Genomic DNA, 25,372 nt, shown 5'->3' with positions numbered 1-25,372 from the left:
GCAGGCTTCCTCAATAATCGTCGTCGTCCGGATCGCCCATCACCGGGTCCGGTTCGCTCGACATTTCCGGGATCGTCGCCAGCGCCGGATCGATGCCGGCCCGCACCAGCAGCTCGACCATGTCCTGCGGCAGCGGCGCCGCCCATTGCCTGAACTTGCCGGAAGTCGGATGCGTCAGGCCCAGGCGGGCTGCCTGCAGCGCCTGGCGCGGGAACACCGAAGCCAGGTGCTGCTTGCCGTACAGCGTATCGCCCACCAGCGGGAACCCCAGCGACTGCAGGTGCACCCGGATCTGGTGCGTGCGCCCGGTCTCCAGCCGGCAGTGCACCAGGCTGACCGGCTTGCTGTCGATCAGGCCGGTGGCCAGGCGACGATAGTGCGTCACCGCCGGCTTGGCCGTCGTGCTTTGCGACACCGCCATCTTGATGCGGTCGCGCGGATGGCGCGCCATCGGCGCATCGACGGTGCCGGACAGTTGCGGCAATCCCCATACCAGCGCCAGATACTGGCGCTTCATGCTGCGCGCCTGCAACTGGCGTACCAGGTCGGTCTGCGCCGACAGCGTCTTGGCCACCACCATCAGGCCGCTGGTTTCCTTGTCCAGGCGGTGCACGATCCCCGCGCGCGGCACGTTGGCCAGCCCCGGGCAATGGTGCAGCAGGCCGTTGAGCAAGGTACCGCTCCAGTTGCCGGCGGCAGGGTGCACCACCAGCCCGGCCGGCTTGTCGAGCACGATGATGGACTTGTCCTCGTGCAGGATATCCAGCGCCATCGGCTCCGGGCCGTAGGCATGGTCCTGCGGCGACGATTGCGGCGCCACTTCCACCTGCTCGTCGCCCAGCATGGTCATCTTGCCCTTGGCCGGGACGCCGTCGACGGTCACGTAACCGTCTTCGATCCACTGCTGGATACGGCTGCGCGAGAATTCCGGGATCAGGCCGGAGAGCACCTTATCCAGACGCTGGCCGATGGCATCGTCGGTCAGGCGCAGGGAAATGGGCGCAAGTTCGGATAACTGCGCGGACGACGATGCATCGGAGGCATCGTCGCCTTCGTCGAATTCATCGTCGGGAAGGTCGATCTTTACAGGCTGTTCGCCATTTGTAATCTGAGGGGGTTTCTTACGTGACATCAGCTATAATCGCCGGATCGGGTGGATTGTATTTGGGTTAACCATGCAGCCGACTCGGCAAGGCGTTCGCGCCTGACATGCAAAAACGGTAAGCATTCAGACAAGCACACAAGAGTCATGCACAAAATCTTATTGAAGTTAATCACCGTCGGCTTTGCCCTGTCTCTCACGGCTTGCGGTCTGTTGCCTGAGCAAAAGGACGAAACTACCGGCTGGTCTGCCTCGAAATTATACTCGGAAGCCAAGGACGAACTGAACGCCGGCGGTTACGACAAGGCAATCAAGTATTTCGAGAAGCTGGAATCGCGCTATCCGTTCGGCACTTATGCCCAGCAGGCGCAGATGGATATCGCCTACGCCTACTACCGCCAGAATGACCAGGCGCAAGGCCTGGCGGCGGTGGATCGCTTCATCAAGCTGCATCCGAACCATCCCAACGTCGACTACATGTACTACCTGCGCGGCCTGATCAACTTCAACGACCGCACCAGCATCTTCGACACCTTCACCGACCAGGACAACACCGAGCGCGACCCCAAGGCGATGCGCGACGCGTTCGACTCGTTCAAGCTGCTGGCCGAACGTTTTCCCGACAGCAAGTACACGCCGGATGCCGTCGCCCGCATGAAGTACCTGGTCAACGCCATGTCGCAATACGACGTGCACGTAGCCAACTACTACTACCGCCGCGGCGCCTATATTTCAGCCGCCAACCGCGCCCAGGCCGCGATCAAGCAATACCCCGACGCGCCGGCCAACGAAGAGGCGCTGTTCATCCTGATGCGCTCCTACGATGCGCTGGGCCAGACCAAGCTGCGCGACGATACCGAACGCGTCATCAAGGCCAACTATCCGAACAGCCCCTACTACACCGGCGGCCCGAAGAAGGCGACCAAGCCCTGGTGGAAGATCTGGTAACGATATATCCGGCCCCGGCCTGAGCCGCCCAACGAAAAGCCTCGCAATGCAATTCGCATTGCGAGGCTTTTTCATGTCCAGCGGGTACGGCACGCATCGCCGCCGTTGCGCCTCACGCCTCCAGCTTGCGGCGGAACACCCAGCTGCTGTCGGTCGATGCCTCTTCGGCAAACGCATATCCCTCCAGGTCGAAACCCTTGAGCTTTTCCGGCTGGCTGATGTTCTTGAGCGCCGCATAGCGCGCCATCAGGCCGCGTGCGCGCTTGGCATAGAACGAGATGATCTTGTACTTGCCGCCCTTCCAGTCCTCGAACACCGGCGCAATCACCTTGGCCTTGAGCAGCTTGGGCTTGACCGCCTTGAAATACTCTTCCGACGCCAGGTTCACCAGCACCGGCGCCTTCTGCGTCGCCAGTTCGCCGTTGAGGGCCTCGGTGATCTCGCTGCCCCAGAAAGCGTACAGGTCCTTGCCATGCGGATTGGCCAGCTTGGTGCCCATTTCCAGGCGGTAAGGCTGCATCAGGTCCAGCGGGCGCAGCATGCCGTACAAGCCGGACAAGATGCGCACATGGTTCTGCACATAATCGAGTTGCCGGGCATTGAGCGAATTCGCATCCAGGCCTTCATACACATCGCCGTTGAAGGCCAGCACCGCTTGCTTGGAATTCTTGGCGGTGAACTTGCGCGACCACGAGGCATACCGGTTCGCGTTGAGCACCGCCAATTGATCGGAGATGCCCATGAGGCTGCCGACCTGGGCCGGAGAAAGCTGCTTGAGCACCTCGATCAGTGCGGCCGAGCGTGCGATGAAAGCAGGCGTGGTATGGACGTCGGTAATAGGGGGCGTATCGTAATCAAGCGACTTGGCGGGCGATAAAACAATCAGCATGGGATTTCATCCAATCAACAGGTTGGCGCAATGATACCCAAAGCGCGTCCGTTGCGCGCGTCGCCATCATCCGCCATGCGCCCCAGCGGACAAGAGTCCGCCGCGATACGCGAATTTGCCGCGCAAATACAGCGCTTTTAAGGCTTTTGCACGGTAATCTGCTCTTTACACTGCACAGTAGGACTATCCATGCAAAACAGGGGGCGCGCCTGCCCACTTTGTGTTTTGCGACAAAATATCCAACAGGGGGGGAAACGACCATGACCTGGTTCTATGATCTGCGCATCGCGCGCAAGCTGCTCATCACTTTTTCTGTGATCCTGGTGTTGACCGCCATCCAGGGCGTGTTTTCCATCGTGCAACTCTCCAAAGTCAACCAGGCCTCGACCGATATCGCCCTCAACTCGCTGCCCAGCGTGCGCCATCCGCTGGAAGCCAAGGTCGCATTGGCACGCATACGCACGATCCAGCTCCAGCATTTGCTGCCCGGCAATGAAAACAACGTCGAGAACAACGAGAAACTGATCACTGGCCTGTTCAGCGCGTTGAACACGGCACTGGAAAAATACGCGGCAGTGGTCGACTCCGAGGCGGAGGAACGCAGCTTCGCCGCCATCAAGACCGATATGGCAACCTTTGCCGGCATCCATCAGACCCTCGCCGGGGACGTCAGGGAACACAAGATAGACGAAGCGCGCGATGTCCTGCTCAACCAGCTCACGCCGGTTTACCTGCGCCTGTTCGACACGCTGGACAAGTTGGTGAACCTGAATGTCGAGACCGCCGCCGCCACCGACAACGAGGCCTTGCTCCGCTACAACAGCGCGCGCACGATGATCGCCATCCTGCTGGCCTGCTGCATCGGCCTGGGCCTGCTGCTGGCGACCTGGGTGGCGCGCATCGTGTCGCGCCCGCTGCAAGACGCCATGCATGTCGCCGAGCGCGTCGCCGAAGGCGACCTGACCGTCGACATACAACCCGCCAGCCGCGACGAAACCGGCCGCCTGATGCAATCGCTCAAGGCCATGAACGACAGCCTGCTGCGCATCGTCGGCCAGGTACGCCAGGGCACCGATACCATCAGCACCGCCTCGCGCGAAATCGCCAGCGGCAACCTCGACCTGTCCTCGCGCACCGAACAGCAGGCCGGTTCGCTGGAAGAGACCGCCTCGGCCATGGAAGAACTGACCTCCACCGTCAAGCAAAACGCCGACAACGCGCGCCAGGCCAACCAGTTGGCCAATTCGGCCTCCGACGTGGCGGTCCAGGGCGGCAGCGTGGTCGGCCAGGTGGTGCAGACCATGGAAGGCATCACCGAGAGTTCGCGCAAGATCGCCGACATCATCAGCGTGATCGACGGCATCGCCTTCCAGACCAACATCCTGGCATTGAATGCGGCGGTGGAAGCGGCGCGCGCCGGCGAGCAGGGCCGCGGCTTCGCGGTAGTGGCGTCCGAAGTGCGCTCGCTGGCGCAGCGTTCGGCATCGGCCGCCAAGGAGATCAAGACCCTCATCGACGACTCGGTGGCCAAGGTCGATACCGGCAGCAAGCTGGTAGAACAAGCCGGCACCACCATGACCGAGGTGGTCGCCAGCGTCAGGCGCGTGACCGACATCGTCGGCGAGATCAGCGCGGCCAGCCAGGAACAGAGCGATGGCATCCAGCAGGTCAACCTCGCCATCACCCAGATGGACGAAGTCACCCAGCAAAACGCCGCACTGGTCGAGCAAGCCGCTGCGGCCGCCGGCTCCCTGCAGGATCAGGCCGGAAAACTCGCGGAACTGGTCAGCGTATTCAAGCTGGATCGTTTGCACACCATCGCAGACACCGCACCGGCGGCAGAATCGACTGCCAAACCGATGCCCCAAACAACCGCTGCCAGACCTGCCCTCAAACCGACCATCAAACCGGCCCTCAAACCAGCTATCAAGCCGGCGGCGGCGCCCGCCCTCCAATCTCCTGCGGACAAGCCGGCGCTGCCCGCCAAAAAAGCCGAACCCAAATTCACCCCTCCCGCCGATGACGGAGCATGGGAACAGTTTTGAAGACAGGCCGCGCCCGGCATTGCCGGGGCGGCTCATAACCATCAACCTCGCAGGCAACGCCGCCTGGCGAAGCTGTTTTCGCCGGCACGGCACTCAAATCCGCCACGCACATTGCCGTTAACCAATGCATCGGATCCGATGCAAACCGCCGGCAAGCCCGACAGGCACTTGCGCCCGCTTTTGCGGTCAATATACGGAACGGCTACATTGAAGTGGTTACATTGCATTGAAGTGCGCATCGGCAAAAGCACAATCATCCCGATTGCGGCAGCCATGCCAAGCGGCAAGGAGCAAACCATGAAACGCGACAAGGCCCTGATGGGCGACATCCTCAAGACCCTGGCTTCCTTCGGCACCACCTACGGCGACGTGGAAAAGATCCAGGGGGAACTGTCGGTCAAGCACCTGGCGCCGGAACTGATCCTGCACCATCTGCGCCTGCTGCACGACCGCGGCTTGGTGGCGGTGGACATGCACAATTTCTGGCGCGTCACCGACCAGGGGTATGATGTGCTCGAAGCCGGCGGCAACCTGCGCCAAGCGCATGGCATGCCGCCGGAAGCCAACCACGGCATCGACAACTAGATTGATGATTGAATGAGCACTCCGGCAATCCCCCTCGCTACCGCCCCCACCGTACCTATCGCCCCCACCGCATCCGCCACGCCTGCCGCCTCCCCCGTCATCGGATCCGCGCCGGCCGCCGGCGAACGCCAACGGCTGGTGCTCGACACCAACGTCTGCCTGGACTTGTTCGTCTTTCGCGATCCGCGCTGGAATGCCCTGCTGCAAGCCTTGCAGGACGGCAGCGTACAAGCCTATACCCGCGAAGACTGCCGCAACGAATGGCTGGCCGTGCTGGATTACCCGCACCTGCCGCTCACGCCCGCCGACAAGCCGGCCATCTGCGCCGAATTCGACCGCCTGCTGCACTGCCTGCCGCTGGCTGAGGTCAACACCTTCGGCCTGCCGCTATGCACCGACAAGGATGACCAGAAATTCCTGGAACTGGCCCTGCAATGCCGGGCCCATGTCCTGGTCAGCAAAGACAAGGCCGTGTTGAAGCTGGCCAGGAAGACCTTGCGCAAAGGCATGTTTTCCATCGTCCCGCCGCAGCACTGGCGGCTCTACGCCTTTCCTCCGCCCGCCCAGGATTGACTCCTGATGCAGCGCAATCCTGATGCAGCGCAAAAATGCCGGGCAAGAATTCCGGCTAAAATAGCCGGCTTGTAAAAAACACTTCAGGATCAGGCCCCGCAGCAATGAGCACGCCCGCCAATATCGTCACCAAACTGCCCAACGTCGGCACCACCATTTTCACCGTCATGTCCGCGCTCGCCAGCGAAAAGGGCGCGGTCAACCTGGGCCAGGGCTTCCCCGATTTCAATTGCGATCCGGTGCTGGTGCAGGCTGTCGCCAGCGCCATGCAGGACGGCCTGAACCAATACCCGCCGATGGCCGGCGTGCAGCTCCTGCGCGAAGCCATCGCCGACAAGGTCGAGCAGCTCCATGGCCGCCGCTACGATCCGGTCGGCGAAATCACCGTCACCGCCGGCGCCACCCAGGGCATCCTGACCTCGGTGCTGTGCGCGGTGCATGCCGGCGACGAAGTGATCGTCATCGAGCCGGCGTACGACTGCTACGTGCCCGCCATCGAACTGGCCGGCGGCATCCCGGTCTTCGTGCAGATGAACGTGGACGAACGCGGCTACAGCATTCCCTGGGACAAAGTGGCGGCCGCCGTCACGCCCAAGACCCGCATGATCATGGTCAACACGCCGCACAACCCGACCGGCAGCATCATGAAGGCGGCCGACGTGCAGGCGCTGGCCGACATCGTGCGCGGCACCGATATCCTGATCCTGTCCGACGAAGTGTACGAACACATGGTCTACGACGGCAGCCAGCACGAATCGCTGGCGCGCCATCCGGAACTGTCGCAACGCACCTTCATCAATTCCAGCTTCGGCAAGACTTATCACGTCACCGGCTGGAAGGTCGGCTTCGTGGCCGCGCCGGCCGCCATGACCGCGGAATTCCGCAAGGTGCACCAGTTCAACGTATTCACCGTCAATACCCCGGTACAGTACGGCCTGGCTGCCTACATGAAGGATCCGGCGCCCTACCTCGAGCTGCCGGCCTTCTACCAGAAGAAACGCGACCTGTTCCGCGACGGCCTCAAGAACACCCGCTTCGAACTGCTGCCCTCCGAAGGCACCTACTTCCAATGCGTGAAGTACGGCGCCATCTCCGATCTCTCCGAAGCCGAATTCTGCAAATGGCTGACCACCGAAATCGGCGTGGCGGCCATTCCCGTCTCGGCCTTCTATAACACGCCGAAGGAATCGGGTATCGTGCGTTTTTGCTTCGCCAAGAAGGATGAAACGCTGCGCCTGGCGCTGGACCGGCTGGCCAAGTTATAACTCCATCGCTGCAGCACGGCCCCGCCCGCCATCCCCCGGCGGGGTTCCCCCTCCGCCTTCCTTCCCGCACCGCTCCCGGCTCCTGCAGCCGCATCCGCCTTCCGCTACACTAATGCACCGCGCCCCTGACGACAGTCATCGCCGGTGCGCCACCATCGGATCAACCGGATAACGACAAGGACACCCATGATCGACGTCTATAGCTGGGCTACGCCCAACGGCCACAAGGTTCACATCATGCTGGAAGAATGCGGCCTGCCCTACACCGCGCACGCCATCGATATCGGCGCCGGCGACCAGTTCGCGCCGGACTTCCTGAAGATTTCCCCGAACAACAAGATCCCCGCCATCACCGATCCGGACGGCCCGGACGGCAAGCCCATCTCGCTGTTCGAATCAGGCGCGATCCTGATTTACCTGGCGGGCAAGACCGGCCGCTTCCTCGGCAAGACCGACCGCGAGAAATATGAAGTGCTGCAATGGGTGATGTTCCAGATGGGCGGCCTGGGGCCGATGCTGGGCCAGGCGCACCACTTCCGCCTGTATGCCCCGGAGCAGATCGAATACGCGATCAACCGCTACAGCAACGAAGCCAAGCGCCTGTACCAGGTGATGGACAAGCAGCTCGGCAAGCACGCCTACCTGGCCGGCGACGAGTACACCATTGCCGATATCGCCAGTTTCCCCTGGACCCGTTCGCACAAGAACCAGGGCATCGACCTGGCCGACTATCCCAACGTCAAGCGCTGGTTCGACGCCATCAGCGCGCGCCCGGCCGTGCAGCGCGGCGTGGCCGTGCTGGCCGACCAGCGCAAGCCCTTGACCGATGACAAGGCCAGGGAGCTGCTGTTCGGCAAAGGCCAGTACCAGAAACGCTGAACCGCGGCCGGCATCAATAGCGGCGCACCAGGAATTGCGCCACGCAGACCGGCTTGTCCGAACCCTCGCATTCGACGGTGATCTCCCAGGTCAGCTGGGCGCCGCCGGGGACGTCCTCGACCGACTCCAGCACGATGATGCCGCGAACCCTCCGTCCCACCGGCAAGGGAGCCGGAAAACGCACGCGGTTCAGGCCGTAGTTGAGCAGCATCCTGACGTCCGGTCCCAGGCTGATCGCATTGCCGAGCATCTGCGGCAACAACGCCAGGGTAAGGAAACCGTGCGCCACGGTGCCGCCGAACGGCAGTTCGCGCGCCGCGCGCTCGACATCGACGTGTATCCATTGGTGGTCGCCGGTGGCATCGGCGAACCGGTTCACCTGTTCCTGCGTCACGTCGATCCAGTCGCTGGTCGCCACTTCCTGGCCGGCCAGCGATTTCAATTCTTCCAGTGTGGCGATTTCACGCATCTTGCTGTCGCATCCTTTTTTTCGTCTTGGGGCATGTCGCTTTTGCGGCGCCACATTGGCGGCGCGATCAAACAGGCATGGGCTTGTTGTCGTTGAGGTCGAGGAATCCCTTGATCAGCCGGTAGGCTTTCCAGATCCACGCCAGCGTCCAGATCAGGATCGCCAGGGGAATGCCCACCACCGTGATCCATACCAGGCCGCCCGCGAACATCCAGAACAGATACCACCAGAATGAGCGGATCTGCCAGCGGTGGTGGCTGTAGACGAAAGTATCGAGCGTATCCTCGCGCTTGACGTAGTTGGCGATCAGCGGCAGCCACGACAGCATGCCCAGCGAAAACGCCAGGCACAGGCCGTGGAAGATATACAGCCACCAGGCCAGGCTCTTGGCCGATTGGGTCTTGTTGTCGAACACCAGTTCCTGCGTCATCGGGTCTCCCGTTTGCGATGGTTGCGGCAAAAAGCCGATTATCCGCGCCGGCGCGCAGCGCTCAGCCAAGCAGGTTCAAGATGCCATCCAGGCCGACAAAATTCAAGCCCACATCCGCCTGCGCGCGCACCACCGGCTTGGCGCGGAACGCCACCGACAGGCCGGCGATGCCCATCATCTTCAAATCGTTGGCGCCATCGCCCATGACGATGGCCTGCGACGGGTCGGCGCCGATCTCGCGGCACACGCGCTCCACCGTCAGCCGCTTCTCGTCGGCATTGACGATGCCGCCGACCACCTTGCCGGTCAGCTTGCCGTCCGCCACTTCCAGCGTGTTCGAATGGGTGTAGTCCAGGCCCAGGCGGGTCTTCATGCGGTCGGTAAAGAAGGTGAAGCCGCCGGAGACCAGCAGCGTCTTCAGACCGGCCGCCTGGATCGCCTTCAACATATTGTCCGCGCCCGGCGACAGTTGCAGGCGCTCGTCGTAGACGCGCTGCAGGGCGGCGGCATCCAGCCCCTTGAGCAACGCCACGCGGCGCGTCAGGCTTTCATTGAACTCGATCTCGCCGCGCATGGCGGCTTCGGTGATTTCCGCCACTTGCGGTTTCAGGCCCTGCATGTCGGCGATCTCATCGATGCATTCGATGGTGATCAGGGTCGAATCCATGTCCATCGCCACCAGCCGGAAGTCGGCCAGCCTGAGCGCCGGGTCGACGAAGGCATAGTCCACTTGCGCCGCCAGGCAGGCGGCATCGACCGCGGCCCTGGTCTGATCGGCACGATCCACCTCGACGCAGCGCCAGGCCTGCACCCCGGGCACGCGCCCGTCGACAGGCTCGACGCGCTGCGCCCTGGCCAGCGCCGCGATGACGTTGATATCGGTGGCATTGCTCTTGAATGCTTGCAGGATCAGGTTCATGTCTGGTTATTGGTCTGGTTATTGGTCTGGTTATTGGTTCAGTAGGTCAAATAAAGGATTCATTGGATTGCGGGGCAGGTTCCGCCCTGCCCGCTCACCCGGCCAGCGCCTTCATGGTCGCCTTGACCTGCTGCACGCGCGCATTGAGGTCCGGCATGGCGGCGGCAATGCGCAGCTTGTCCTGGCCGTTGAGCTTGACCTGGCGGTTCTTCTGCACCAGTTCGATGATGCGCATGGCGTCGATCGGCGGATTGGGCATGAACTGCAGCAGCGCGGCCTCGGAATGGGCGTCGATCTTGACGATGCCCAGCGGCTTGGCGGCGATGCGCAGGCGGTGCGTTTCCACCAGCGCGCGCGCCGGCTCGGGCAGCTTGCCGAAGCGGTCGATCAGTTCTTCCTGCAGGTCGTCGATGGCGTCCTGCTTGACGCAATTGGCGAAACGCTTGTACAGCGACAGGCGCTCGTGCACGTCGCCGCAATAATCGTTGGGCAGCAAGGCCGGCACGTGCAGGTTGATTTCGGTGGTGGATGACAGCGGCGCGGCCAGGTCGGGTTCCTTGCCGTTCTTCAGCGAGCGCACCGCTTCGTTGAGCATGTCGGAATACATCTGGAAACCGATCTCGTGGATCTCGCCCGACTGGTTGTCGCCCAGCACCTCGCCGGCGCCGCGGATTTCCAGGTCATGCATGGCCAGGTAGAAGCCGCTGCCCAGTTCCTCCATCTGCTGGATCGCCTCCAGCCGGCGCTGCGCCTGCTTGGTCAGGCCATGCACATCCTGCACCAGCAGGTAGGCATAGGCCTGGTGGTGCGAGCGGCCGACGCGGCCGCGCAACTGGTGCAACTGCGCCAGGCCGAACTTGTCGGCGCGGTGCATGATGATGGTGTTGGCGGTCGGCACGTCGATGCCGGTTTCGATGATGGTGGTACACAGCAGGATGTTGAAGCGCTGGGCCACGAAATCGCGCATCACCTTTTCCAGGTCGCGCTCGTGCATCTGGCCGTGGGCCACACCGATGCGCGCTTCCGGCAACAGCGCTTCGAGCATGGCGCGGCGGTTGCCGATGGTTTCCACCTCGTTGTGCAGGAAGTACACCTGGCCGCCGCGCTTTAGTTCGCGCAGGCAGGCTTCGCGGATGGTCGATTCGCCCTCCCCGCGCACGAAGGTCTTGATGGCCAGCCGCTTTTGCGGCGCGGTGGCGATCACCGAGAAGTCGCGCAGCCCTTCCAGCGCCATGCCCAGCGTGCGCGGGATCGGCGTGGCCGTCAGCGTGAGCACGTCGACCTCGGCGCGCAGCGACTTGAGCGCCTCCTTCTGACGCACGCCGAAGCGGTGCTCCTCGTCGATGATGACCAGGCCCAGGCGCGAGAACTTCACCTCCTCCGACAGCAGCTTGTGGGTGCCGATGACGATGTCGATGGTGCCGTCGGCCAGTCCCTTGATCGCCTGCGTGACTTCCTTGCCGGTACGGAAACGCGACAGCTCGGCGATGCGCACCGGCCAGTTGGCGAAACGGTCGGCGAAGGTTTGCGCATGCTGCTCGGCCAACAGCGTGGTGGGCGCAAGAATGGCCACCTGCTTGCCGCCCATCACGGCGACGAACGCCGCGCGCAGGGCCACCTCGGTCTTGCCGAAACCGACATCGCCGCAGATCAGGCGGTCCATTGGCTTGCCGCCGGTCATGTCCTTGATCACGGCGTCGATGGCGGCGGCCTGGTCGGCGGTTTCTTCAAACCCGAAGCTGTCGGCGAAGGCTTCGTAATCGTGCGCGGAATATTCGAAGGCATGGCCCTGGCGCAGCGCGCGGCGCGCGTACAGGTTGAGCAGCTCGGCGGCGGTATCGCGCACCTGTTGCGCTGCACGGCGCTTGGCCTTTTCCCACTGGCCGGAACCCAGCGCGTGCAATGGCGCGTCTTCCGGCGAGGCGCCGGAATAGCGCGAAATCACGTGCAGTTGCGATACCGGCACGTAGAGCTTGGTTTCCTTGGCGTATTCAAGATGCAGGAACTCGGTCTCGCCCTCGCCCAGGTCCATGCTGATCAGACCCATGTAGCGACCGATGCCGTGATTGGAGTGCACTACCGGATCGCCGACCTTGAGCTCCGACAGGTCGCGCACCATGTGCTCGACTTCGGTGGCGGCCTGCTGCTTGCGGCGGCCGGCGCGGCGACCGCTGCCGGCGTACAGTTCGGCTTCGGTGACAAAGGCCAGCGCCTCATCCTGCAAGGCGAAGCCGGCATACAGCGGCGCCACGCCCAGCATCAGCCTTTCGTCGCTGCCAAGGAAACCCTGCCAGTCGTCGCACAGCGCGGGATGCAAATCGTATTCGGCGAAATATTGCTGCAGCGTCTCGCGGCGGCCGTTGCTGTCGGCGCAGATCAGCACGCGCTTGTCGCTCTGCAGCAAGAAAGAACGCAGGTTGGTCAGCGGATCGTCGACGCGGCGATTGACGGCAATGTTAGGCAGCGGCGTCGACAGCTCGGAAGGCGCGTCATCGGTCTTGACGATCCAGCGCGCATGGGGCTTGAGCAGCGTGAAGAAATCCTCGTCATCGAGGTAGATCGCTTTCGGCTCCAGCACCGGACGTTCGCGGTCGGCGTGCAGGAACTGCCAGCGCGAGCGGGTATCGCTCCAGAAGCGCTTGATGGCCTGTTCGATATCGCCCACCGTGGCGAACATGGCATCGGCCGGCAGGTATTGGAACAATGTTGCGGTCTGCTCGAAAAACAGCGGCAGGTAGTACTCGATGCCGGCCGAGGCGATGCCGTTGCCGATGTCCTTGTAGATGGCCGAACGCGACGGGTCGCCCTCGAACACCTCGCGCCAGCGGTTGCGGAAGGCCAGGCGCGCCGCTTCATCCATCGGGAATTCGCGGCCGGGCAACAGGCGCACTTCCGGCACCGGGTACAGCGAGCGCTGGGTATCGGCATCGAAGGTGCGGATGGTGTCCACCGTGTCGCCGAACAGGTCGAGGCGGTACGGCAGCACCGAACCCATCGGGAAGATGTCGATCAGGCCGCCGCGCACCGAATATTCGCCCGGCGACATCACCTGCCCGACATGGCTGTAGCCGGCCAGCGTCAGCTGCGACTTGAGCCTGGCCTCATCCAGCTTCTCGCCTTGCTTGAAGAAGAAGGTATAAGCCGCCAGGAACTCGGGCGGCGCCATGCGCAGCAAGGCGGTGGTCGCCGGCACGATCAGCAGGTCGCACTGGCCCGACTGCACTTCGTACAGCGTCGCCAGGCGCTCGGACACCAGGTCCTGGTGCGGCGAGAAGGCATCGTAGGGCAGGGTTTCCCAGTCCGGCAGCAGGTGGCAGCGCAGCTTGTCGGCCGCGCCGGCCGGCTGGAACCAGGGGATCTCGGCCAGGAGGCGCTGGGCGTCGGTGGCGCCGGCCACCACCACGGCCAGCATGCGGCCCTCGGCCTTCAGCGCCAGCGCCGCTTGCGCCAGCAGGTAGGCATCGGCGGAACCATGCGCTGCGGGCGGGACAAAACGTACGCCGGGCTTGGGAAGGTTTTTTTTCAGGTCGAAAGGCATCGGCGGGTTCGGGAGCAGCAGATTCGGCGGATTCAACGGTTTGAGGCGATCAAAATGCCGGCCGCTTGCGAAGGATTGGCATTAAAATTCAGCCTCCGATTATAAACGATGGCCCTTGCCGCAGGCTGCCGCGCGGCCCGTCCAGGCACCCCGCATCACATGAACCGACCGGCCTCCCCCACCGCCTCCTTGGCGCAACCGCAACATTTCGCGCTGATCCCCGCCGCCGGCGTCGGCGCCCGCATGGGCGCGGATATCCCCAAGCAATACATGGCGCTGGCCGGCAAGCCGATGCTGCGCCATGCGCTGGACACCTTCGCCGCGCATGCGCGCATCGCCCATACCTTCGTAGTGGTCAGCGCCGCCGACGGCTGGATTGACGATCTGCTCCCCCCCGAACTGGCGCCGCGCGCCACGGTGCTGCGCGTGGGCGGCGCCACCCGGCAGGAAAGCGTGTTCAATGGCTTGAACGAAATGCGCAACGTGGCCGGCGAGGCCGACTGGGTGCTGGTGCACGACGCCGCGCGCCCGGGTCTGGACGCCGGGCTGATCGACCGCCTGCTCGACGCGCTGTCCAACGATGAGGTGGGCGGCCTGCTGGCGCTGCCGGTGGTCGACACCCTCAAGCGCGAGGACGCCGGCGGCCGTTCGCAGCAAACCGTCCCGCGCGCCGGCCTGTGGGCCGCGCAAACCCCGCAGATGTTCCGCTATGCGCTGCTGCAGCGGGCCTTGCGGCAAGCCGCCGAACAGGGCCGTATCGGCGCCATCACCGACGACGCCAGCGCCATCGAGATGCTGGGCCTGCGCCCGCGCCTGGTGGAGGGCAGTCCCCGCAACCTCAAGGTCACGCTGGCGCAGGACGCCGCGCTGGCCGAATTCTTTTTGAAAGGCTGACCGCCATGAGCGCCACCGCATTGCCATTCCCGTTTCGTATCGGCCAGGGCTATGATTGCCATGCCTTGGTCGAAGGCCGCCCGCTGATCCTGGGCGGCGTCAATATCCCCCACCAGAAAGGCCTGCTCGGCCACTCCGACGCCGACGCCCTGCTGCATGCCATCACCGATGCCCTGTTCGGCGCCGCCGCGCTGGGCGACATCGGCCGCCATTTCCCCGACACCGATGCCCGATTCAAGGGCGCCGACTCGCGCGCCCTGCTGCGCGAAGCCGCCAAACGCCTGGACGAGGCCGGTTATACGATCGGCAACCTGGACGCCACCATCATCGCCCAGGCGCCGAAGATGGCGCCGCATATCCCCGCCATGGTGAAAAACCTTGCCGACGACCTGGGAATTTCTGTCCAGCAAATCAATATCAAGGCAAAAACCAACGAAAAATTGGGTTATTTAGGCCGTGAAGAAGGAATCGCAACCGAAGCTGTTGTGCTGATCCATCAGAAAAATGATTGAATTGTGCGAATCCGGAAATTCGCGTAGGACAATGACGGACACGCCAAAAGCCGCACCAGGAAAGGGATTCCGGGCGATTTCCCGCACCGTTTTTCGGCATGAATAGAAAACTAAAGTACAAGCAAAAATAATTAAATATTTAAATTGAACTTTGCTACCGAAAATAGCTTGCATTCCCTATTTAATGAGTATAATCAGCGCGTCGTTAGGATTCGAGCTGGTAGTGCGGTCTTCGCTGTCATTCCTCCCGAGTAACGATAAAGAGCCGGGCATAGCAGCCCCAATCAATTAATTTAGGAGTCCGTAATGGCAACTGGTACCGTCAAGTGGTTCAATGATGCAAAAGGTTTTGGTTTTATCACCCCCGATGAAGGCGGTGAAGATTTGTTCGCGCACTTCTCGGCTATTCAGTCGAATGGTTTCAAGTCGCTGAAGGAAAACCAACGCGTTTCCTTCGAAGTGACCACTGGCCCGAAGGGCAAGCAAGCTTCGAACATCCAGCCTGTTGCTTAAGCTTCAGCTGAGATAAAAAATCCCCGACTTGTCGGGGATTTTTTTCGTCTGTACTACTCGTCTGCACCACTTGCAACGCAGCAAACCGCCCTCGGCAGTTCATTGTCTTCATTGCCCTCATTTCCTTTGATCGGCCTGCTCCCGTAAATATCGTTCGATCCGCGCATCAGGAACGAACCACAGCGCCGCCATCGCCGTCAGGATGACAAACGCCGCGATGCTGCTGCAGAAGCTGACGCCGACGGCCAGCACGTAGACCGGGAGGGACAACTTTCCTTTCAAATCCCGGCCGAGGGTATGGGCCAGCACGGAACCGTTCCCCTCCTGCGCAATGATGGTGCGCCCCAATGCCCAATAAGAAGCCGCGCACATGAACAGCACCAACGCATACAAGGCAGTCGGCAAGGCCAGCAGGTCCGACTTCCCGGCCCATGTGGTGGCGATCGGGATCATCGTCAGCCAGAACAGCAGGTTCAGGTTGGCCCACATGATCTTGCCGTTGATGCCGCCGACCACCTGGAACAGGTGGTGGTGATTGTTCCAGTAGATGCCGACGTAGATGAAGCTGAGCACATAGCCCAGGAAATGAGGGGCCTCCATCCGCAACCCGTGCCAGGTGAATTCGGCCGGGAGCTGGATCTGGTAGAGCATCAGCGTCAGGCTCACTGAAATGACGCCATCGCTAAAGGATTCGAGCCTGCCCTTGTTCATGGCCATCGACCCCGTCAGATGAACAGCTTGCGAAAGGAAAGACTCGCCAGGTACAAGACGGCCAGCAAGAAAGGCAGCACGCTCCAGAACCCCATGTGCACGTAAAGCACCGCGCCCAGCAATGCCCCCAGGATGAAACCCGCCACGATGCTGCCGCTTTTCAGCAAGGCCAGCCCGTTCTCGCGGCTGGGCATCCGGACATAGTGGGAAAGGTCGATGCCGAACTGGGTGGTATTGCCGGTCATCATGGTGCTGGGACTGATGTGCTTGATCAGCGTCTTGCTTGCCGTATTGCGGATGGCCAGGGCGATCAGGCCCAAGCCGCCCGTCACCGCCAGCGCTATGCCATCGGGATCGGAAAACGGTTCAAAGTACAGGCCCGCCAGCATGAACCCCGCCAGGAAGAGCGCCTCCCCCACCAGCAGCCAGCCCAAGGTGGCGCCGGACTGGCTGCAACGGTCGATCCATATCTTGGTCAACATGACCGCGACGATGAACAGCGGGATGGCCCCGAGCTTGATCCATACGCCCGCCCCACCCTTGGCGAATACCGCGCCGGCCACCACCAGGTTGCCGGTCACGTGGGCTGTGAAAAAACCCAGCAAGGCAACGAAGCCGATGGTATCGATGGCGCCGGCGACGATCGTCAGGATCATGGGCGCCCGGCATTGCTCCCAAAAACCTTGCGGGCGCGCCACGGCCGGTTGCGCGTTGTCGATGGCGCTCATGCGGCCTCCTTCGCCTGGAGATCGAGCCAGGCCACCAGGAGGAAACCGCCGGCCAAACCCAGGTGCTCGAAAAAGGAATTGGCCGCCATGAAGCGCTCCTGGCCCGCCGGCAGCATCCAGAAACGCAGCGCAATGAACGTGGCCAGCAAGGTGAAGCCGCCCAGCGCCAGCGCCCCCAGCCAGCGCAGCCGACCGACCAGGATCAGCGCCGATGCGCCCAGCTCCAGCACAATCACCAGCACCGCGAACACGGGTGCAGGCGCAAGGCCGAAATGATGTATCTCGCCGATGGCCCCGGAAAAGTCGGTCAGCTTGGCCAGCCCGCCCTGCAAATAGGCCGCGCACAAGCCGAGACAGGCCAGCCATTGCAGCGCGCGGCTGCCGAAAACCGGCCGTGCCAGCGCCGCGAGGCGGCCTTCGATACCGGCATGCATAGTGTTGTTCATCTTGTTGTTCATCTCGGTTCCCCTGTCTCAAGCCATCCAGCACGAACAGCCCAATGCACCGAAAAATCCCTGCAGATCGGAAGCGGGAACGCTCGACGCCCAGGCCTTGGCGTGGCCGTGCCCATGCAGGCCGCAACTGGTGCCGCAGCCGCAAGCGCTGATGTTGCGATGATGCGCAGGTTGCAGCGAGTTCCGGCCCGCGCCATCGGGTTCGCCCCAGGCCGCATACCCCTTGAAAGTGCGGGCAGGCGACCAGTCCGGCATGGCCGGCGGCAGCGGGTTGTCGTCCAACGGGCCGAACTCGCCCGCCCCGTACACCACGCGCCCGCCCACCACCGTAAGATCGGAAGTGAGGAAAGCGATCTCATCCTCGGGAACGCTGAAGTAGTCCTGGCTGGGCACGATGAAATCCGCCAACTGGCCGGCTTCGATGCGCCCGCGGCGGCCTTCTTCGTTGGAAAACCAGGCCACGTTTTCGGTCCACATGCGCAGCGCGGTTTCGCGGTCGAGCAAATTGCGCTGCGGGTACAGGCTCATGCCGCCCACGGTTTTTCCGGTGACCATCCACGACAGCGAGACCCACGGGTTGTACGAGGCGACGCGCGTGGCATCGGTGCCGGCCGAGACCTTGACCCCGCGCTCCAGCATGCGCTTGATGGGCGGCGTGGCTTCGGCCGCCCGCGCGCCGTAGCGTTCGACGAAGTATTCGCCCTGGTAAGCCATCCGGTGCTGCACGGCGATGCCGCCGCCCAGCGCGGCGATGCGGTCGATGGATTGATCGGAAATGGTCTCGGCATGGTCGAAGAACCAGTTCAGGCCCGTCAGCGGCGTGTCGCGGTGGACCTTCTCGAACACGTCGAGCGCGCGCGAAATGGTTTCATCGTAGGTGGCATGCAAACGCCACGGCCACCGGTTCTGCGCCAGGATGCGCACCACCTCTTCCAGCTCGCCTTCCATCTCGGGCGGCATCTCCGGACGCGGCTGGCGGAAGTCCTCGAAGTCGGCCGCCGAGAACACCAGCATCTCGCCGGCGCCGTTATGGCGGAAATAATCGTTGCCCTGCTTGTATTTCACGCTTGAGGTCCAGTTGAGGAAATCCTGCTTTTCCTCCTTCGGCTTTTGCGTGAACAGGTTGTAGGCCAGGCGCACGGTCATCTGGCCCGCATCGGCCAGTTGCTGGATCACCTGATAGTCTTGCGGATAATTCTGGAAGCCGCCGCCCGCGTCGATCACGCCGGTCACGCCCAGGCGGTTGAGTTCGCGCATGAAGTGGCGCGTGGAATTGACCTGGTACTCCAGCGGCAGCTTGGGGCCCTTGGCCAGCGTCGCGTAGAGGATCGATGCATTGGGCTTGGCCAGCAGCAGGCCGGTGGGGTTGCCCGACGCATCCCGCATGATCTCGCCGCCGGGCGGCGCGGCCGTGTCCTTGGTGTAGCCCACGGCGCGCAGCGCGGCGCCGTTGAGCAATGCGCGGTCATACAGGTGCAGCAGGAACACCGGCGTATCGGGCGCGATGGCATTGATCTCTTCCAGCGTGGGCAGGCGCTTTTCGACGAACTGGTGCTCGGTGAAGCCGCCCACCACGCGCACCCATTGCGGCGCCGGGGTGACGGCCACTTGCCGGCGCAGCATCTCCATCGCGTCGGCCAAAGAGCGCACGCCGTCCCAGCGCAGCTCCATGTTGTAGTTCAGGCCGCCGCGCACCACGTGGGTATGGTTGTCGAACAGGCCCGGCAGCACGTGCCGCCGCTTCAGGTTGACGACCCGCGTGCCGGCGCCGGCCAGCGCCAGCACTTCCTCGTCGGAGCCCACGGCCGTGAAGCGGCCGGCCTGGATGGCCAGCGCCGTGGCGACGGGCCGGCTGCGATCCAGCGTGGTGATCCGGGCATTGTGAAAAATGATATCGGGTTGGGATTGGGACATGGCGAATCCTTCTGCGCAATACCCGCCATGCCCTGCATGGACTGGGGTATCACGGCGGTTGGTGATTGATCTGGGGCTGGCTCAACGTCTGAAACCATTTCCGCTCACGCGGATTCTTTCCCGTCGCCGGGCGGCTGCTCCTTGCGCCCGGGCAGTTGGCCCAGCACATGCTCGGTGGCCTTGGTCTGTGCGCAGGCGGTATCGAAGGCCGTGCCGCGCAGCAGTTGCTTGCCGACCGGGATGACCTGCTCGCCCAGCAAGATCCCCAACAGGCCGACCAGCGCCACCAGCGGCGGCGCCGGAGAACGCACGTTGAGCAGGCTGTAGACGATGCCGACCAACAGGCCGGCGCCGAGTGACATCGCGTAGAGTTTCATGGCGGCTCTTTCTGTTCCGAGGTGATGGCGCCCGTGGCCGGCCATATGCACGGCAAGCCACGGGCCAACATTATTTGGCCGGGTTGGGGCCGATGCGCTGGCCGTGCTGCACGCGTTCCTCCGCCTTGTGCACCATGGTGTAAGCATAGTCCACGCCCATGCCATAGGCGCCGGAATGTTCGCGCACGATGTTCATCACCGCGTCGTAGGTGCCGCGGCGTGCCCAGTCGCGCTGCCACTCCAGCAGCACCTGCTGCCAGGTCACGGGCACGGCGCCAGCCTGCACCATGCGATCCATCGCATAGTTGTGCGCATCCAGCGAGGTGCCGCCCGAGGCATCGGCCACCATATAGATCTCGTAGTCGGTGTCATGCATTGCCGACAGCGCGAACGTGGTGTTGCATACCTCTGTCCACAGGCCCGAGACGATGATCTTCTTGCGGCCCTGGGCGGCATTCGCGGCCAGCGAATCGCGCACGTTCTGGTCGTCCCAGGAATTCATCGAGGTACGTTCGAGGATCTTGTGTTCCGGGAACACGGCCAGCAGTTCCGGATAGGTGTGTCCCGAGAAGCTCTCGGTCTCGACCGTGGTGATCGTGGTCGGGATATTGAATGCCTTGGCCGCCTTGGCCAGGCCCACTACATTGTTTTTCAGCACCTGGCGGTCGATGGACTGCACGCCAAAGGCCATCTGCGGCTGCTGGTCGATGAAGATGATCTGGCTGTTCTGCGGTGTCAGAACTTCGAGGTATTTGCTGGACATGGTCTCTTCCTTTACTGGATGAAGGGGATAAAACGGGATAAAAGCGGCGGGCATGCGTTGGGCAAGGGGCTGCCGCATAAAGCCCCCGCCTTCGATCGGGTGAAGCGTTGAAAATCGGTTAAATCCGTTGCCGGCCGGTCATGCCAGTCCGGCGGCATCGACCAGCACCAGCTCGGCATCCTCGCTGGCGGTGACGGCAATCTCCGGCTCGCCGTGGATGGCCGCGCCATCCTGGGCTTCCAGCGGCACGCCGTTGATGTCGGCGCGCCCCTTGGCCAGCACCAGATAACCGTAGCGGCCGGTATCGGCAAAGCGGTATGACACGGTTTCGCCGGCCTTGACCACGGTGCCCAGCACCCGGGCATCGGCGCGGATCGGCAAGGCATCCTCGTCGTCATTGGCGCCGCTGGCCAGCGGTACGAAGCGGCACACGCGCTCATCCTTGGGAAACGGCTTGGTTCCCCACGACGGCAACGCGCCTTGCTGGCTGGGCAGAATCCAGATCTGGAAGATGCGCGCGGCCCCAGGCTCCAGGTTGTATTCGGAATGGCTGATGCCCCTGCCCGCGCTCATCACCTGCACATCGCCGGCCGCCGTGCGGCCCATGTTGCCCAGGCTGTCCTTGTGGGTGATGGCGCCTTCGTGCACATAGGTAATGATTTCCATGTCGGCCTGCGACTGGGGGAGGAAACCGGAACCGGACGCAATCGTGTCGTCGTTCCAGGCCCGCAGCACGCCCCAGTGCATGCGCCGGGGATCGTGGTGCCGGGCGAAGGAAAAGTGCCGCTTCGACTCAAGCCAGTCATGGCGGGCGGTACCCAGGCTGCCGAAGGGGCGACGTTCGATCATGGTTTGCTCCACTGCTTGGTGAGTAACGATGGACGCAGTGTAGGAGCCGGCGACCACGCTGAGAAGATAAGAAATGGAATTCCATTCTTTCCTTTTTTGACGTACATTCGCGGCTGGCTACCTGCCCCGACGTCCCCTGCAATGGTGTTTTCCCAAAGGCCGATATGAACAAACTGCCAGACCTTGAAGCATGGGCAATCTTTGCCAAGGTCGCTGAAACCGGCTCGTTTGCGCGCACCGCGGATGAGTTTTCGCTGTCCCAGGCCACCGTGTCCAAAGCCATTTCACGGCTGGAAACGCGCATGAAGACCACGCTGTTCCACCGCACTTCGCGCCGCATCTCGTTGACTGCGAACGGCTATGCCGCGCTGGAGCACGCCACGCGCATCCTCGAAGAAGGCCTGGCCGTGGAAGCCGAGGTGGCCGAGCAATCCACCAGCCTGCGCGGAGTAATACGGCTATCCGCCCCGATGTCGTTCGGCATCGCCAGGCTGGCGCCGGCACTGCCCGGCTTTTTGCAAGCCCACCCCGACGTGGAGCTGGACGTGCAGTTCAACGACAAACAGGTGGATCTGGTGGGGGACCGTTTCGATCTGGCCTTGCGGATCGCCAACCTGGTCGACTCCAGCCTGTTGGCTCGCCAGCTGTGCAAGGTGCGCATTCTGCTCGTCGGTTCGCCGGCCTACTTCGAACGCCACGGCCGGCCCCATCATCCGCGCGACCTTGCCCAACACAAGGCGCTGCAATACAGCTATGCGCGCAACGGCACGCATTGGCGTTTCAAGCATCCGCGGCATGGCGAATTCACCCAGTCAATGGCCGTGCAGATGCAAGCCAACAATGCCGAAGCCTTGACGCCCGCGTTGCTGGCCGGCCTGGGCGTGGCGCTGCAGCCGGCCTTCCTGGTCTGGCAGGAGCTGCAGTCGAAACAATTGGAAGTGGTAATGGAAGATTGGCAGGTGGAACCGATCGCGCTGCATATCGTGACGCCGCCGGGACGCAACCGCCCCGCGCGCGTGCAGGCGCTGATTGAACACTTGATGGAATCGTTTTCCAACGAGCCCTGGGCTGGCGTGGCGGAACTGATCGACCGTCCCTGATCGAGCGCCCCTGACCGGCTACGCAGGAGATGGCTTTCAGCTTGCCATGCGCCAAACGAAAAGGGCTGGACCCTGTGCAATACAGGATCCAGCCCAACCGGCATCACATAACGTGTTCTCCGGGAGTTTTCCTTCAAATGCGGCAACCGGCCGCAGCCGGCACCGCATCACAACGCTCAGATTTCCTCGTACAGCGGCAGCGTCAGGAATTCGGCGAAGGTCGCCGAGGTCGACATCTCTTCGAAGATCTTGGCGGCGCGGTCGTAGGTCGGGCCGTTGCCGGCGACTTCCTTCACCTTGGCCAGTTCTTCCGGGATCATCGCGCGCACCATGTCGGCGGTGACCTTGCGGCCGTCTTCCAGGTTGCCCTTGGCGCTGCGAATCCACTGCCACACCTGCGCGCGGCTGATTTCTGCGGTGGCCGCGTCTTCCATCAGGTTGTGGATCGGCACGCAGCCGTTGCCGGCCAGCCAGGCGCCCAGGTAGTGGATGCCGACGTTGATGTTGTAACGCAGGCCGGCTTCGGTGATCGGGGTCTCCGGCTGGAAGTTCAGCAGGTCGGCCGCCTTGACGTCGACGTCCGGACGCTGCTTCTCGAACTGGTTGGGCTTGTCGCCCAGCACCGCCACGAACTCCTTCATCGAGGCTTCGACCAGGCCCGGGTGCGCCACCCAGCCGCCGTCGTAGCCGTCGGTGGCGTCGCGGCGCTTGTCGTTGATGATGCCCTGCATGGCGATGGCGTTCTTTTCCGGATCGTTCTTGATCGGGATCAGCGCGCTCATGCCGCCGATGGCCGGAGCGCCGCGCTTGTGGCAGGTCTTCAGCAGCAGCAGCGCATAGGCGCGCATGAACGGCGAGGTCATGGTGACCTTGGCGCGATCGGCCAGGCAGAAGTCCTTGTCGTTCTTGAACTTCTTGATGCAGGAGAAGATATAGTCCCAGCGGCCGGCGTTGAGGCCCGCGCTGTGTTCGCGCAGTTCGTACAGGATCTCGTCCATCTCGAAGGCGGCGGTGATGGTCTCGATCAGCACGGTGGCCTTGATGGTGCCTTGCGGCAGGCCGATCTCGTTTTGCGCCATCACGAAGATGTCGTTCCACAGGCGCGCTTCCAGGTGCGACTCCATCTTCGGCAGGTAGAAGTACGGGCCGGCGCCGCGCGCCAGTTGTTCCTTGGCGTTGTGGAACAGGAACAGCGCGAAGTCGAAGATGCCGCCGGAGATGCGCTTGCCGTCGATGGTGACGTGCTTCTCGTCCAGGTGCCAGCCGCGCGGACGCACCACCAGCGTGGCGATCTTGTCGTTGAGTTTGTAGCTCTTGCCGTTGGACTCCAGCGAGATGGTGCGGCGGATGGCGTCGAACAGGTTGATCTGGCCGCTGATCTGGTTGTCCCACACCGGCGAGTTGGAATCCTCGAAGTCGGTCATGTAGCTGTCGGCGCCCGAGTTGAAGGCGTTGATGACCATCTTGCGCTCGACCGGGCCGGTGATTTCCACGCGGCGGCACTTCAGCGCTTCGGGAATCGGGGCGATCTTCCAGTCGCCGTTGCGGACGGATTCGGTTTCCTTCAGGAAGTCCGGACGCTCGCCGGCGTCCAGGCGCTTGACGCGCTCCACGCGCGCGGCCAGCAGCTCCTGGCGGCGGCCTTCGAAGGCGCGCGACAGCTTGGCGACCAGCGACAGGGCTTCGAAGGTCAGGATGTTCTCGTAACCCGGCTTGATTGCACCGGAAATTTCCATGCCGGCGGGCAGCTTCAATTGCGTCATGCTGGACTCCTCAAAAAGAAAAGAAAAACGTTCGAATCGTGTTTGATTGTGCCTGATGGGCAGCCCTTTAGCTGCATTGCATCAGGAATATTATGTACGCAGTATATTTAAACCAAATCGATATGAGTGGAACGTTTTATCAATTTATCTTTGCGTTTTAGTCACAAGTGAACCGATAATCGCGGTACCCCGTTTTGAGGCCCCGCCATGGACCAGTTCAAGCAGATCTCCACCTTCGTCGACGTCATCGCCAAGGGCAGCCTGTCGGCGGCGGCCCGCGCCGAAGGCATCGCCCCCGCCATGATCGGCCGCCGGCTCGACGCGCTGGAAGAACGGCTGGGCGTCAAGCTGCTGCAACGCACGACGCGCAAGATCGTGCTGACCAACGAAGGCGCCGCCTTCCTGGAAGATTGCCAGCGCATCCTGGCCGACCTGGAAGACGCCGAATCGGCGGTCTCCGAACGCAGCGCGCGCGCCAGCGGCGACCTGCTGATCTCGGCCCCGGCCGGCTTCGGCCGCCAGCACGTAGCACCGCTGGTGCCGTCCTTCCTGGCCGAGCACCGCGATGTCACGCTCACCTTGAACCTCAACGACCGCATTGCCGACGTCATCGGCGAAGGCATCGACGTGGCCATCCGCATCGCCACCCTGACCGACTCCAACCTGGTCAGCGTCAAGCTGGCCGACAACCACCGCGTGATCGTCGCCGCCCCTTCCTACCTGCGCCGCCACGGCACGCCGCAAACGCCGGACGAGCTGGCGCGCCACAATTGCCTGGCCATCAGCAGCGAAGGCAGCCAGCGCGGCTGGACGCTCAAGCAATCCGGCAAGGTCAGCGTGTTCAAGGTAGGCGGCAACATGGTCTGCAACGACGGCGAGGTGCTGCACAACTGGGCGCTCAACGGCAAAGGCCTGGCCTGGCGCTCGATGTGGGAAGTCGGCGCCGCCATCGAGGCCGGCGAACTGGTCACGGTGCTCGACAAGTTTGCCGCCCCCGCCCCGTCCATCTACGCCGTGTTCGCCCAGCGCCGCCACCTGCCGCTGCGCATCCGCGCCTTTGTCGACTTTTTGCGGCATGCCTATGCGCAGCCGGACTACTGGAAACGGTCCGGCTGACAAGACCGGGCGGCCATGCCACCAATGCTGCAATG

General features: G+C 63.0%; 25 protein-coding genes. 11 read left to right on the top strand and 14 right to left on the bottom strand.

The features are described from left to right. Positions 1-10: 10 nt before the first annotated feature. Complete coding sequence (locus tag FB598_RS15680; protein WP_141916198.1) at positions 11-1,132, bottom strand: RluA family pseudouridine synthase; 1,122 nt, start codon at positions 1,130-1,132, stop codon at positions 11-13. Between the two features lie 117 nt (positions 1,133-1,249). On the opposite strand from FB598_RS15680, the gene FB598_RS15675 reads away from it, so the two are divergent. Continuing rightward, positions 1,250-2,050: an outer membrane protein assembly factor BamD gene (locus FB598_RS15675; protein ID WP_141916196.1), complete on the top strand. Its 801-nt coding sequence runs from the start codon at positions 1,250-1,252 to the stop codon at positions 2,048-2,050. A 112-nt stretch (positions 2,051-2,162) separates the two neighbouring features. On the opposite strand, the gene yaaA is transcribed toward FB598_RS15675, so the two are convergent. Beyond that, positions 2,163-2,939: a peroxide stress protein YaaA gene (gene yaaA / locus FB598_RS15670; RefSeq protein ID WP_141916194.1), complete on the bottom strand. Its 777-nt coding sequence runs from the start codon at positions 2,937-2,939 to the stop codon at positions 2,163-2,165. A 260-nt stretch (positions 2,940-3,199) separates the two neighbouring features. On the opposite strand from yaaA, the gene FB598_RS15665 reads away from it, so the two are divergent. From FB598_RS15665 to FB598_RS15645, 5 genes are all read left to right on the top strand, one after another. Further along, positions 3,200-4,984, top strand: coding sequence for a methyl-accepting chemotaxis protein (locus FB598_RS15665; RefSeq protein ID WP_141916192.1), 1,785 nt, complete (start codon positions 3,200-3,202; stop codon positions 4,982-4,984). Positions 4,985-5,281: 297 nt separating this feature from the next. Then, the gene (locus tag FB598_RS15660; protein WP_141916189.1) at positions 5,282-5,569 is read left to right on the top strand and encodes a hypothetical protein; all 288 of its coding nucleotides are present in this window, start codon (positions 5,282-5,284) and stop codon (positions 5,567-5,569) included. 12 nt (positions 5,570-5,581) lie between these two features. Then, a complete protein-coding gene (locus FB598_RS15655) occupies positions 5,582-6,142 on the top strand; it encodes a putative toxin-antitoxin system toxin component, PIN family (protein ID WP_141916187.1) in 561 nt (186 codons plus the stop codon). Between the two features lie 104 nt (positions 6,143-6,246). Continuing rightward, a complete protein-coding gene (locus tag FB598_RS15650; RefSeq protein WP_141916185.1) occupies positions 6,247-7,407 on the top strand; it encodes a pyridoxal phosphate-dependent aminotransferase in 1,161 nt (386 codons plus the stop codon). Between the two features lie 186 nt (positions 7,408-7,593). Beyond that, the gene (locus FB598_RS15645; RefSeq protein ID WP_141916182.1) at positions 7,594-8,286 is read left to right on the top strand and encodes a glutathione binding-like protein; all 693 of its coding nucleotides are present in this window, start codon (positions 7,594-7,596) and stop codon (positions 8,284-8,286) included. Positions 8,287-8,299: 13 nt separating this feature from the next. Here FB598_RS15645 and FB598_RS15640 read toward each other — a convergent pair whose 3' ends face one another. The 4 genes from FB598_RS15640 to mfd form a co-directional block, all read right to left on the bottom strand. Then, positions 8,300-8,755 carry a MaoC family dehydratase gene (locus FB598_RS15640; RefSeq protein ID WP_141916180.1) on the bottom strand — a complete coding sequence of 152 codons (456 nt, stop codon included), beginning with the start codon at positions 8,753-8,755 and terminating at the stop codon, positions 8,300-8,302. 67 nt (positions 8,756-8,822) lie between these two features. Further along, complete coding sequence (locus FB598_RS15635) at positions 8,823-9,185, bottom strand: hypothetical protein (RefSeq protein WP_141916177.1); 363 nt, start codon at positions 9,183-9,185, stop codon at positions 8,823-8,825. A 61-nt stretch (positions 9,186-9,246) separates the two neighbouring features. Beyond that, a complete protein-coding gene (serB, locus tag FB598_RS15630; protein ID WP_141916175.1) occupies positions 9,247-10,104 on the bottom strand; it encodes a phosphoserine phosphatase SerB in 858 nt (285 codons plus the stop codon). Positions 10,105-10,198: 94 nt separating this feature from the next. Then, a complete protein-coding gene (gene mfd, locus FB598_RS15625) occupies positions 10,199-13,642 on the bottom strand; it encodes a transcription-repair coupling factor (protein ID WP_141916172.1) in 3,444 nt (1,147 codons plus the stop codon). Positions 13,643-13,801: 159 nt separating this feature from the next. Here mfd and ispD point away from each other — a divergent pair, with 159 nt between their 5' ends. The 3 genes from ispD to FB598_RS15610 all read left to right on the top strand — a co-directional run bounded on the left by ispD (position 13,802) and on the right by FB598_RS15610 (position 15,561). Then, a complete protein-coding gene (ispD, locus tag FB598_RS15620) occupies positions 13,802-14,536 on the top strand; it encodes a 2-C-methyl-D-erythritol 4-phosphate cytidylyltransferase (protein WP_141916170.1) in 735 nt (244 codons plus the stop codon). A gap of 5 nt (positions 14,537-14,541) precedes the next feature. Next, complete coding sequence (ispF, locus tag FB598_RS15615) at positions 14,542-15,048, top strand: 2-C-methyl-D-erythritol 2,4-cyclodiphosphate synthase (protein ID WP_141916168.1); 507 nt, start codon at positions 14,542-14,544, stop codon at positions 15,046-15,048. Positions 15,049-15,354: 306 nt separating this feature from the next. Next, positions 15,355-15,561, top strand: coding sequence for a cold-shock protein (locus tag FB598_RS15610; RefSeq protein ID WP_050468323.1), 207 nt, complete (start codon positions 15,355-15,357; stop codon positions 15,559-15,561). Positions 15,562-15,678: 117 nt separating this feature from the next. Here the strand turns inward: FB598_RS15610 and FB598_RS15605 are convergent, their stop codons facing one another. The 7 genes from FB598_RS15605 to FB598_RS15575 all read right to left on the bottom strand — a co-directional run bounded on the left by FB598_RS15605 (position 15,679) and on the right by FB598_RS15575 (position 21,358). Further along, complete coding sequence (locus tag FB598_RS15605; RefSeq protein ID WP_141916165.1) at positions 15,679-16,278, bottom strand: TMEM175 family protein; 600 nt, start codon at positions 16,276-16,278, stop codon at positions 15,679-15,681. 8 nt (positions 16,279-16,286) lie between these two features. Continuing rightward, complete coding sequence (locus FB598_RS15600; RefSeq protein ID WP_141916162.1) at positions 16,287-17,000, bottom strand: YoaK family protein; 714 nt, start codon at positions 16,998-17,000, stop codon at positions 16,287-16,289. Further along, positions 16,997-17,434 (bottom strand): DoxX family protein, encoded by a 438-nt coding sequence (locus FB598_RS15595; protein ID WP_141917024.1) that lies wholly within the window; start codon positions 17,432-17,434, stop codon positions 16,997-16,999. Before FB598_RS15595 ends, FB598_RS15600 begins: the two co-directional genes overlap by 4 nt. Before the next feature lie 39 nt (positions 17,435-17,473). Then, positions 17,474-19,369 carry an amidohydrolase gene (locus tag FB598_RS15590; protein ID WP_141916160.1) on the bottom strand — a complete coding sequence of 632 codons (1,896 nt, stop codon included), beginning with the start codon at positions 19,367-19,369 and terminating at the stop codon, positions 17,474-17,476. 104 nt (positions 19,370-19,473) lie between these two features. Further along, a complete protein-coding gene (locus tag FB598_RS15585) occupies positions 19,474-19,746 on the bottom strand; it encodes a XapX domain-containing protein (RefSeq protein ID WP_141916158.1) in 273 nt (90 codons plus the stop codon). Between the two features lie 70 nt (positions 19,747-19,816). Then, complete coding sequence (locus FB598_RS15580) at positions 19,817-20,509, bottom strand: hydrolase (RefSeq protein WP_141916155.1); 693 nt, start codon at positions 20,507-20,509, stop codon at positions 19,817-19,819. A gap of 138 nt (positions 20,510-20,647) precedes the next feature. Further along, positions 20,648-21,358 (bottom strand): pirin family protein, encoded by a 711-nt coding sequence (locus FB598_RS15575; protein WP_141916152.1) that lies wholly within the window; start codon positions 21,356-21,358, stop codon positions 20,648-20,650. A gap of 164 nt (positions 21,359-21,522) precedes the next feature. Between FB598_RS15575 and FB598_RS15570 the strand changes: the two genes are divergently transcribed. Then, positions 21,523-22,458, top strand: a complete 936-nt coding sequence (locus FB598_RS15570) for a LysR family transcriptional regulator (protein ID WP_141916149.1) — start codon at positions 21,523-21,525, stop codon at positions 22,456-22,458. Between the two features lie 176 nt (positions 22,459-22,634). Here the strand turns inward: FB598_RS15570 and aceB are convergent, their stop codons facing one another. After that, positions 22,635-24,221, bottom strand: a complete 1,587-nt coding sequence (gene aceB / locus FB598_RS15565) for a malate synthase A (RefSeq protein WP_141916146.1) — start codon at positions 24,219-24,221, stop codon at positions 22,635-22,637. 207 nt (positions 24,222-24,428) lie between these two features. On the opposite strand from aceB, the gene FB598_RS15560 reads away from it, so the two are divergent. Then, positions 24,429-25,337: a LysR family transcriptional regulator gene (locus FB598_RS15560; RefSeq protein WP_141916143.1), complete on the top strand. Its 909-nt coding sequence runs from the start codon at positions 24,429-24,431 to the stop codon at positions 25,335-25,337. The last annotated feature ends 35 nt before the right edge of the window (positions 25,338-25,372 follow it).

The organism is Herbaspirillum sp. SJZ106, assembly GCF_006715495.1.
GTDB lineage: Bacteria > Pseudomonadota > Gammaproteobacteria > Burkholderiales > Burkholderiaceae_D > Herbaspirillum.
The sequence above is the reverse complement of the archived record's forward strand: the minus strand, read 5'-3'. Positions and strand labels throughout refer to the sequence as shown.

Excerpts from the sequence above, each read along its gene's own strand:
- aceB (WP_141916146.1), bottom strand. The coding sequence starts at position 24,221 with ATGACGCAATTGAAGCTGCCCGCCGGCATGGAAATTTCCGGTGCAATC.
- FB598_RS15585 (WP_141916158.1), bottom strand. The coding sequence starts at position 19,746 with ATGAAACTCTACGCGATGTCACTCGGCGCCGGCCTGTTGGTCGGCATC.
- FB598_RS15675 (WP_141916196.1), top strand. The coding sequence starts at position 1,250 with ATGCACAAAATCTTATTGAAGTTAATCACCGTCGGCTTTGCCCTGTCT.
- ispF (WP_141916168.1), top strand. The coding sequence starts at position 14,542 with ATGAGCGCCACCGCATTGCCATTCCCGTTTCGTATCGGCCAGGGCTAT.
- yaaA (WP_141916194.1), bottom strand. The coding sequence starts at position 2,939 with ATGCTGATTGTTTTATCGCCCGCCAAGTCGCTTGATTACGATACGCCC.
- FB598_RS15570 (WP_141916149.1), top strand. The coding sequence starts at position 21,523 with ATGAACAAACTGCCAGACCTTGAAGCATGGGCAATCTTTGCCAAGGTC.
- FB598_RS15665 (WP_141916192.1), top strand. The coding sequence starts at position 3,200 with ATGACCTGGTTCTATGATCTGCGCATCGCGCGCAAGCTGCTCATCACT.
- FB598_RS15610 (WP_050468323.1), top strand. The coding sequence starts at position 15,355 with ATGGCAACTGGTACCGTCAAGTGGTTCAATGATGCAAAAGGTTTTGGT.
- FB598_RS15560 (WP_141916143.1), top strand. The coding sequence starts at position 24,429 with ATGGACCAGTTCAAGCAGATCTCCACCTTCGTCGACGTCATCGCCAAG.
- FB598_RS15660 (WP_141916189.1), top strand. The coding sequence starts at position 5,282 with ATGAAACGCGACAAGGCCCTGATGGGCGACATCCTCAAGACCCTGGCT.
- mfd (WP_141916172.1), bottom strand. The coding sequence starts at position 13,642 with ATGCCTTTCGACCTGAAAAAAAACCTTCCCAAGCCCGGCGTACGTTTT.
- FB598_RS15600 (WP_141916162.1), bottom strand. The coding sequence starts at position 17,000 with ATGAGCGCCATCGACAACGCGCAACCGGCCGTGGCGCGCCCGCAAGGT.
- FB598_RS15635 (WP_141916177.1), bottom strand. The coding sequence starts at position 9,185 with ATGACGCAGGAACTGGTGTTCGACAACAAGACCCAATCGGCCAAGAGC.
- FB598_RS15645 (WP_141916182.1), top strand. The coding sequence starts at position 7,594 with ATGATCGACGTCTATAGCTGGGCTACGCCCAACGGCCACAAGGTTCAC.
- FB598_RS15655 (WP_141916187.1), top strand. The coding sequence starts at position 5,582 with ATGAGCACTCCGGCAATCCCCCTCGCTACCGCCCCCACCGTACCTATC.
- FB598_RS15595 (WP_141917024.1), bottom strand. The coding sequence starts at position 17,434 with ATGCATGCCGGTATCGAAGGCCGCCTCGCGGCGCTGGCACGGCCGGTT.
- ispD (WP_141916170.1), top strand. The coding sequence starts at position 13,802 with ATGAACCGACCGGCCTCCCCCACCGCCTCCTTGGCGCAACCGCAACAT.
- serB (WP_141916175.1), bottom strand. The coding sequence starts at position 10,104 with ATGAACCTGATCCTGCAAGCATTCAAGAGCAATGCCACCGATATCAAC.
- FB598_RS15640 (WP_141916180.1), bottom strand. The coding sequence starts at position 8,755 with ATGCGTGAAATCGCCACACTGGAAGAATTGAAATCGCTGGCCGGCCAG.
- FB598_RS15580 (WP_141916155.1), bottom strand. The coding sequence starts at position 20,509 with ATGTCCAGCAAATACCTCGAAGTTCTGACACCGCAGAACAGCCAGATC.
- FB598_RS15680 (WP_141916198.1), bottom strand. The coding sequence starts at position 1,132 with ATGTCACGTAAGAAACCCCCTCAGATTACAAATGGCGAACAGCCTGTA.
- FB598_RS15575 (WP_141916152.1), bottom strand. The coding sequence starts at position 21,358 with ATGATCGAACGTCGCCCCTTCGGCAGCCTGGGTACCGCCCGCCATGAC.
- FB598_RS15605 (WP_141916165.1), bottom strand. The coding sequence starts at position 16,278 with ATGGCCATGAACAAGGGCAGGCTCGAATCCTTTAGCGATGGCGTCATT.
- FB598_RS15590 (WP_141916160.1), bottom strand. The coding sequence starts at position 19,369 with ATGTCCCAATCCCAACCCGATATCATTTTTCACAATGCCCGGATCACC.
- FB598_RS15650 (WP_141916185.1), top strand. The coding sequence starts at position 6,247 with ATGAGCACGCCCGCCAATATCGTCACCAAACTGCCCAACGTCGGCACC.